This is a genomic window from Escherichia sp. MOD1-EC6021, assembly GCF_002965245.1.
Lineage (GTDB): Bacteria > Pseudomonadota > Gammaproteobacteria > Enterobacterales > Enterobacteriaceae > Escherichia > Escherichia coli_F.
Genome location: NZ_PTRU01000017.1, coordinates 99,936 through 106,836, shown reverse-complemented (window position 1 = coordinate 106,836; position 6,901 = coordinate 99,936). Strand labels below are relative to the sequence as shown.

Genomic DNA, 6,901 nt, shown 5'->3' with positions numbered 1-6,901 from the left:
CCGGGTGTGTAAGCGCAGCGATGCGTTGAGCTAACCGGTACTAATGAACCGTGAGGCTTAACCTTACAACGCCGAAGATGTTTTGGCGGATTGAGAGAAGATTTTCAGCCTGATACAGATTAAATCAGAACGCAGAAGCGGTCTGATGAAACAGAATTTGCCTGGCGGCCTTAGCGCGGTGGTCCCACCTGACCCCATGCCGAACTCAGAAGTGAAACGCCGTAGCGCCGATGGTAGTGTGGGGTCTCCCCATGCGAGAGTAGGGAACTGCCAGGCATCAAATTAAGCAGTAAGCCGGTCATAAAACCGGTGGTTGTAAAAGAATTCGGTGGAGCGGTAGTTCAGTCGGTTAGAATACCTGCCTGTCACGCAGGGGGTCGCGGGTTCGAGTCCCGTCCGTTCCGCCACCCTAATTAGGGGCGTAGTTCAATTGGTAGAGCACCGGTCTCCAAAACCGGGTGTTGGGAGTTCGAGTCTCTCCGCCCCTGCCAGAAATCATCCTTAGCGAAAGCTAAGGATTTTTTTTATCTGTAACAACCCTCTCCGAAGTAAATCCTTCCACCGGCATCCTTGCCAGTCATTTTGATTAATACACTTCATCCAGCACGTTAATTTTCAATAGATCACGAATCAACGCATTTTTATCGCTATTTTGCAGCCATATAGCATAAAGCGGCCGTGAAAGTGTTGTGCTATCGACAACGGTATGTAGGCCGCCTTTTTTACGCGCCCAGCTGACTGGTAGCCAGGTGCAACCATTAAGCATCGCAATCTGTTGCTGTGCCAGTTCAGCTGAACTCGTTGTCAGAATGGGAACTTCGTCAGCACCGATCAAACCTGCCTCATGCTGTTGAAAATCTGGCCCCCATTCCAGTCGCAGATAGTTTAGATCTCCCTTTAGTTTGGAAGGGGCACTGGTATAAAGCGCTAAAGTGAAATACCCCAACAACTGACTGCTAAATTCGTCCATTTTGGGTGCTTCAGTAGTAATAAGAAGATCAAGCTGGCGTTCATGCAGCTGTTTTACCAGAGACTGCCGTTGGGCAATTCGCGCTTCGAACTGTAAACCTGTATGGGTATCCTGGTTTTGATACAAGCGTCCCAACCACTGATTAAGCATACATTCCCACAACGAGGCGCTGGCACCGATAGAAAACTCATTATGTCGTGAGGTATGCGCCACCTCCTTACGGGCGGCCTGCCAGGTACTCATGAGCGTTTCTGCATAGGGCAGTAGCTTTTCACCGGCAGCGGTTAAACGGATATTGTTTCTGTGGCGGGTGAAAAGGTTCACACCCAGTTGATTTTCCAGTTGTCTGATTCGAAAGCTCACTGCTGACTGGGTCAGATAGAGCGATTCAGCCGCTCGACCAAAGTGACGCGTTCGGCTAACTTCCAGGAAAGTTTTTAACAATTCCGTATCCACAGTGCTCTCCGCAAAATTATTTGTCGTTATGATTTAAATGTTTTGTTTTACACTCTGTCAAGCGTAACTAATACTCCGCGCCATAACTAGCTCGGTCAAAGAATTAGGAGCGTGCAGGATGGCGGAAAGCTTTACGACGACTAATCGATATTTCGACAATAAACATTATCCACGTGGATTCTCTCGTCATGGTGATTTCACCATCAAAGAGGCACAACTGCTTGAGCGTCATGGTTATGCCTTCAATGAGCTGGATCTCGGCAAACGCGAGCCGGTTACCGAGGAAGAGAAACTCTTCGTAGCAGTATGCCGTGGCGAACGTGAGCCAGTGACAGAAGCAGAACGCGTGTGGTCCAAGTATATGACGCGTATCAAGCGTCCAAAACGTTTTCACACCCTTTCCGGCGGTAAACCGCAGGTTGAAGGTGCTGAAGACTACACCGATTCTGACGATTAATAAAAAGGGCGAAATGCCCTTTTTTTATGTCAGTAGTTTTTGCAGATGGATGAGCAAACGGTCAATGGCACGATAGCTAACTGCCTCCTGCAAATGCTGACGTGTGATAATGTCGGACTGATCAATATCAGCAATGGTTCGTGCAACTTTCAGTAACCGCTGCCAGGCACGAATCGATAACCCCAGATGGATCAGCGTTTCTTCCAGCCACTGCGCATCTTCGCTCTCAAGCTTGCAGAATTGGCGTATTTCCGGACTATCCAGCCAGGCATTCAGTTTATTCTGCCGCTTAAATTGGCGCTCTCTGGCGGCCATTACGCGTTGTTTAACGGTGGCGCTGCTTTCTCCCGGCACTACCGTTTTACTCAAAATGCCGGGTGGCGGTAATGGGATCTCCAGTGAGAGATCGAAGCGGTCGAGAAAGGGACCAGAGAGTCGGTTGAGATAACGCAGCGTTTGCTCTGGTGTGCAGCGGTTATGGTTTCCCTGATAATGTCCGGTAGGGCTGGGATTCATCGCCGCGACAAGCTGGAAACGGGCTGGATAGGTTATTTTTGCTCGCGTGCGTGAAAGATGGATCTGCCCGGATTCAATCGGCTCTCGCAAGGCATCCAGTGTACGCCGTTCAAATTCAGGTAGCTCATCAAGAAAAAGCACGCCGTTATGCGCCAGCGAAATTTCACCAGGCCCTGGAATTGCACCACCGCCCACCATCGCAGTTAACGACGCACTGTGATGAGGTGAGCGGAACGGGCGCTGCCGCCATTGTTTTTGTACTGATTCAGCATTTACCAGACTTAATATCGCAGCGCTCTCCAGTGCCTCTTCATTGCTTAAATCTGGCAACAGGCCATTAATACGGCTGGCGAGCATTGTTTTACCTGTTCCTGGCGGTCCAATCAGTAAAAGGTTGTGCCCGCCAGCGGCGGTAATTTCCAGTCCTCGCTTTCCTTGCTCCTGACCGACAACATCAATGAGATCATGTTGTAGCGCCCGGGATACTGCATTAGTTGGTTTCGGACGTTCGAGAGCGTGCTTACCTTCCAGAAACGCGCAGACAGCCTGCAGATGATCGGCTATCAGGCATCCTTCACCGTTAATTAGCCCCACTTCATCTTCGTTATCTTTCGCGACGATAATTTTTCTGCCCGACTTAATGGCTTCAGTTGCACTGGAGATTGCGCCGGGAACGCCACGCAGAGCGCCTGTAAGCGCCAGTTCTCCGACTAATTCATATTCATCTAACTTATTGGCTGTAAGCTGTTCTGAGGCCGCCAGTAACGCAATAGCGATAGGCAAATCATATCGTCCCCCTTCTTTTGGCAGATCGGCTGGAGCAAGGTTGATGGTGATTTTTTTCGCCGGATATTCATATCCGCTATTGATAATGGCGCTGCGCACGCGATCGCGAGCTTCTTTTACCGTTGTTTCTGGTAAGCCCACCATCGTTAAGCCGGGTAGACCTTTACTGATATGTACCTCAACAGTGATTGGGGGCGCATTTACTCCCAGGGCTGCGCGGGTATGAACAATTGACAGTGACATAAGCCCTCCTTGAGTCGCCATTATGTGCATAAGATATCGCTGCTGTAGCCCGCTAATTCGTGAATTTTAGTGGCTGATTCCTGTTTATTTGTGCAAGTGAAGTTGAGTTGTTCTGGCGGTGGAACGATGCTCGCAAAAATGCAGTGGACAAAGGATTAACTACGAGGAAGGGAACAACATTCATACTGAAATTGAATTTTTTTCACTCACTGTTTTCTTTTTAAAAAACAACAATTTCTATTGAAATTATTAAAGGCATCATAAAAATCGGCCAAAAAATATCTTGTGCTATTCGCAAAATCTATGGTAACTCTTTAGGCATTCCTTCGAACAAGATGCAAGAAAAGACAAAATGACAGCCCTTCTACGAGTGATTAGCCTGGTCGTGATTAGCGTGGTGGTGATTATTATCCCACCGTGCGGGGCTGCACTTGGACGAGGAAAGGCTTAGAGATCAAGCCTTAACGAACTAAGACCCCCGCACCGAAAGGTCCGGGGGTTTTTTTTGACCTTAAAAACATAACCGAGGAGCAGACAATGAATAACAGCACAAAATTCTGTTTCTCAAGATTCAGGACGGGGAACTAACTATGAATGGCGCACAGTGGGTGGTACATGCGTTGCGGGCACAAGGTGTGAATACCGTTTTCGGTTATCCGGGTGGCGCAATTATGCCGGTTTACGATGCATTGTATGACGGCGGCGTGGAGCACTTGCTGTGCCGGCATGAGCAGGGCGCGGCAATGGCGGCTATCGGCTATGCCCGTGCTACCGGCAAAACTGGCGTATGTATCGCCACATCTGGTCCGGGCGCAACCAACCTGATAACCGGGCTTGCGGACGCACTGTTAGATTCCATCCCTGTTGTTGCCATCACCGGTCAGGTGTCCGCTCCCTTCATCGGCACCGACGCATTTCAGGAAGTTGATGTCCTGGGATTGTCATTAGCCTGTACCAAACACAGCTTCCTCGTACAGTCTATGGAAGAGTTGCCGCGCATCATGGCTGAAGCATTCGAAGTTGCCAGCTCAGGTCGTCCCGGTCCGGTTTTGGTCGATATCCCAAAAGATATCCAGTTAGCCAGCGGCGATCTGGAACCCTGGTTCACCACCGTTGAAAACGAAGTGACTTTCCCACATGCCGAAGTCGAGCAAGCGCGCCAGATGTTGGCAAAAGCGCAAAAACCGATGCTGTACGTTGGCGGTGGCGTGGGTATGGCGCAGGCAGTTCCTGCATTACGAGAATTTCTCTCTGCCACAAAAATGCCTGCCACCTGCACGCTGAAAGGACTTGGCGCAGTTGATGCGGATTATCCGTACTATCTGGGCATGCTGGGGATGCACGGCACCAAAGCGGCGAACTTTGCGGTGCAGGAATGTGACTTGTTGATCGCCGTGGGTGCACGTTTTGATGACCGGGTAACTGGCAAACTGAACACCTTCGCACCACACGCCAGTGTTATCCATATGGATATCGACCCGGCAGAAATGAACAAGCTGCGTCAGGCGCATGTGGCATTGCAGGGTGATTTAAATGCTCTGTTACCGGCATTACGACAGTCGTTGAATATCAATGACTGGCAGCAACACTGCGCGCAGCTGCGTGATGAACATGCATGGCGTTACAACCATCCCGGTGATGCTATCTACGCGCCGTTGTTGTTAAAACAACTGTCGGATCGTAAACCTGAAGATTGTGTAGTAACCACAGATGTAGGGCAGCACCAGATGTGGGCCGCGCAGCACATCGTCCACACTCGCCCGGAAAATTTCATCACTTCAAGCGGATTAGGTACCATGGGGTTTGGTTTACCGGCAGCGGTTGGTGCGCAAGTTGCGCGACCGAACGATACCGTCGTCTGTATCTCCGGTGACGGCTCTTTCATGATGAATGTGCAAGAGCTGGGCACCGTAAAACGCAAGCAGTTACCGTTGAAAATCGTCTTACTCGATAACCAACGGTTAGGGATGGTTCGACAATGGCAGCAACTGTTTTTCCAGGAACGTTATAGCGAAACCACCCTTACCGATAATCCCGATTTCCTCATGTTAGCCAGCGCCTTCGGCATCCCTGGCCAACACATCACCCGTAAAGACCAGGTTGAAGCGGCACTCGACACCATGCTGAACAGTGATGGGCCATACCTGCTTCATGTCTCAATCGACGAACTTGAGAACGTCTGGCCGCTGGTGCCGCCTGGCGCCAGTAATTCAGAAATGTTGGAGAAATTATCATGATGCAACATCAGGTCAATGTATCGGCTCGCTTCAATCCGGAAACCTTAGAACGTGTTTTACGCGTGGTGCGTCATCGTGGTTTCCACGTCTGCTCAATGAATATGGCCGCCGCCAGCGATGCACAAAATATAAATATCGAATTGACCGTTGCCAGCCCACGGTCGGTCGACTTACTGTTTAGTCAGTTAAATAAACTGGTGGACGTCGCACACGTTGCCATCTGCCAGAGCACAACCACATCACAACAAATCCGCGCCTGAGCGCAAAAGGAATATAAAAATGACCACGAAGAAAGCTGATTACATTTGGTTCAATGGGGAAATGGTTCGCTGGGAAGACGCGAAGGTGCATGTGATGTCGCACGCGCTGCACTATGGTACCTCAGTTTTTGAAGGTATCCGTTGCTATGATTCGCACAAAGGACCAGTTGTATTCCGCCATCGTGAGCATATGCAGCGTCTGCATGACTCCGCCAAAATCTATCGCTTCCCGGTTTCGCAGAGCATTGATGAGCTGATGGAAGCGTGTCGTGACGTGATCCGCAAAAACAATCTCACCAGCGCCTATATCCGTCCGCTGATCTTCGTCGGTGATGTTGGCATGGGCGTAAACCCGCCAGCGGGATACTCAACCGACGTGATTATCGCCGCTTTCCCGTGGGGAGCGTATCTGGGTGCAGAAGCGCTGGAGCAGGGGATCGATGCAATGGTTTCCTCCTGGAACCGCGCAGCGCCAAACACCATCCCAACCGCGGCAAAAGCCGGTGGTAACTACCTCTCTTCTCTGCTGGTGGGTAGCGAAGCGCGCCGCCACGGTTATCAGGAAGGTATCGCGCTGGACGTGAATGGTTATATCTCTGAAGGTGCGGGCGAAAACCTGTTTGAAGTGAAAGACGGTGTGCTGTTTACCCCACCGTTCACCTCATCCGCGCTGCCGGGGATTACCCGTGACGCCATCATCAAACTGGCGAAAGAACTGGGAATTGAAGTGCGTGAGCAGGTGCTGTCGCGCGAATCACTGTACCTGGCGGATGAAGTGTTTATGTCTGGTACAGCGGCTGAAATCACGCCAGTGCGCAGTGTAGATGGTATCCAGGTAGGTGAAGGCCGTTGTGGCCCGGTTACCAAACGCATCCAGCAAGCCTTCTTCGGCCTCTTCACTGGTGAAACCGAAGATAAATGGGGCTGGTTAGATCAAGTTAATCAATAAATACAAAAAATGGGACGGCACGCACCG

Annotated in this window: 8 protein-coding genes, 2 tRNA genes and 1 rRNA gene; 9 read left to right on the top strand and 2 right to left on the bottom strand. The window is 50.5% G+C overall.

The window, feature by feature from the left end:
* Positions 1 to 160: 160 nt before the first annotated feature.
* From rrf to BEB54_RS18850, 3 genes are all read left to right on the top strand, one after another.
* Positions 161 to 276, top strand: a 5S ribosomal RNA gene (rrf, locus tag BEB54_RS18860).
* Between the two features lie 54 nt (positions 277 to 330).
* A tRNA-Asp gene (locus tag BEB54_RS18855) sits at positions 331 to 407 on the top strand.
* A gap of 8 nt (positions 408 to 415) precedes the next feature.
* Positions 416 to 491, top strand: a tRNA-Trp gene (locus tag BEB54_RS18850).
* Between the two features lie 95 nt (positions 492 to 586).
* On the opposite strand, the gene hdfR is transcribed toward BEB54_RS18850, so the two are convergent.
* Positions 587 to 1,426 (bottom strand): HTH-type transcriptional regulator HdfR, encoded by an 840-nt coding sequence (hdfR, locus tag BEB54_RS18845; RefSeq protein WP_000379254.1) that lies wholly within the window; start codon positions 1,424 to 1,426, stop codon positions 587 to 589.
* Positions 1,427 to 1,544: 118 nt separating this feature from the next.
* On the opposite strand from hdfR, the gene maoP reads away from it, so the two are divergent.
* Positions 1,545 to 1,883, top strand: a complete 339-nt coding sequence (gene maoP, locus BEB54_RS18840) for a macrodomain Ori organization protein MaoP (protein ID WP_000841001.1) — start codon at positions 1,545 to 1,547, stop codon at positions 1,881 to 1,883.
* A 24-nt stretch (positions 1,884 to 1,907) separates the two neighbouring features.
* Here maoP and BEB54_RS18835 read toward each other — a convergent pair whose 3' ends face one another.
* A complete protein-coding gene (locus BEB54_RS18835; RefSeq protein ID WP_105277635.1) occupies positions 1,908 to 3,428 on the bottom strand; it encodes a YifB family Mg chelatase-like AAA ATPase in 1,521 nt (506 codons plus the stop codon).
* Between the two features lie 352 nt (positions 3,429 to 3,780).
* Between BEB54_RS18835 and ilvL the strand changes: the two genes are divergently transcribed.
* The 5 genes from ilvL (at position 3,781) to ilvE (ending at position 6,874) form a co-directional block, all read left to right on the top strand.
* The gene (gene ilvL / locus BEB54_RS18825; RefSeq protein WP_001311244.1) at positions 3,781 to 3,879 is read left to right on the top strand and encodes an ilv operon leader peptide; all 99 of its coding nucleotides are present in this window, start codon (positions 3,781 to 3,783) and stop codon (positions 3,877 to 3,879) included.
* A gap of 86 nt (positions 3,880 to 3,965) precedes the next feature.
* Positions 3,966 to 4,016, top strand: a complete 51-nt coding sequence (gene ilvX / locus BEB54_RS18820) for a peptide IlvX (protein WP_001387183.1) — start codon at positions 3,966 to 3,968, stop codon at positions 4,014 to 4,016.
* A gap of 2 nt (positions 4,017 to 4,018) precedes the next feature.
* On the top strand, positions 4,019 to 5,665 hold the full coding sequence (gene ilvG, locus BEB54_RS18815; RefSeq protein WP_105277634.1) for an acetolactate synthase 2 catalytic subunit: 1,647 nt from the start codon (positions 4,019 to 4,021) through the stop codon (positions 5,663 to 5,665).
* Entirely contained in the window at positions 5,662 to 5,925 is a 264-nt protein-coding gene (gene ilvM / locus BEB54_RS18810) for an acetolactate synthase 2 small subunit (RefSeq protein ID WP_000983255.1), read from the top strand. Before ilvG ends, ilvM begins: the two co-directional genes overlap by 4 nt.
* Before the next feature lie 19 nt (positions 5,926 to 5,944).
* Positions 5,945 to 6,874: a branched-chain-amino-acid transaminase gene (gene ilvE, locus BEB54_RS18805; RefSeq protein WP_000208520.1), complete on the top strand. Its 930-nt coding sequence runs from the start codon at positions 5,945 to 5,947 to the stop codon at positions 6,872 to 6,874.
* Positions 6,875 to 6,901: the final 27 nt, after the last annotated feature.

What these genes read in the sequence shown, in the direction of transcription:
- maoP (WP_000841001.1), top strand. Translation starts at nt 1,545, where the DNA reads ATGGCGGAAAGCTTTACGACGACTAATCGATATTTCGACAATAAACAT.
- BEB54_RS18835 (WP_105277635.1), bottom strand. Translation starts at nt 3,428, where the DNA reads ATGTCACTGTCAATTGTTCATACCCGCGCAGCCCTGGGAGTAAATGCG.
- ilvL (WP_001311244.1), top strand. Translation starts at nt 3,781, where the DNA reads ATGACAGCCCTTCTACGAGTGATTAGCCTGGTCGTGATTAGCGTGGTG.
- ilvG (WP_105277634.1), top strand. Translation starts at nt 4,019, where the DNA reads ATGAATGGCGCACAGTGGGTGGTACATGCGTTGCGGGCACAAGGTGTG.
- ilvM (WP_000983255.1), top strand. Translation starts at nt 5,662, where the DNA reads ATGATGCAACATCAGGTCAATGTATCGGCTCGCTTCAATCCGGAAACC.
- ilvE (WP_000208520.1), top strand. Translation starts at nt 5,945, where the DNA reads ATGACCACGAAGAAAGCTGATTACATTTGGTTCAATGGGGAAATGGTT.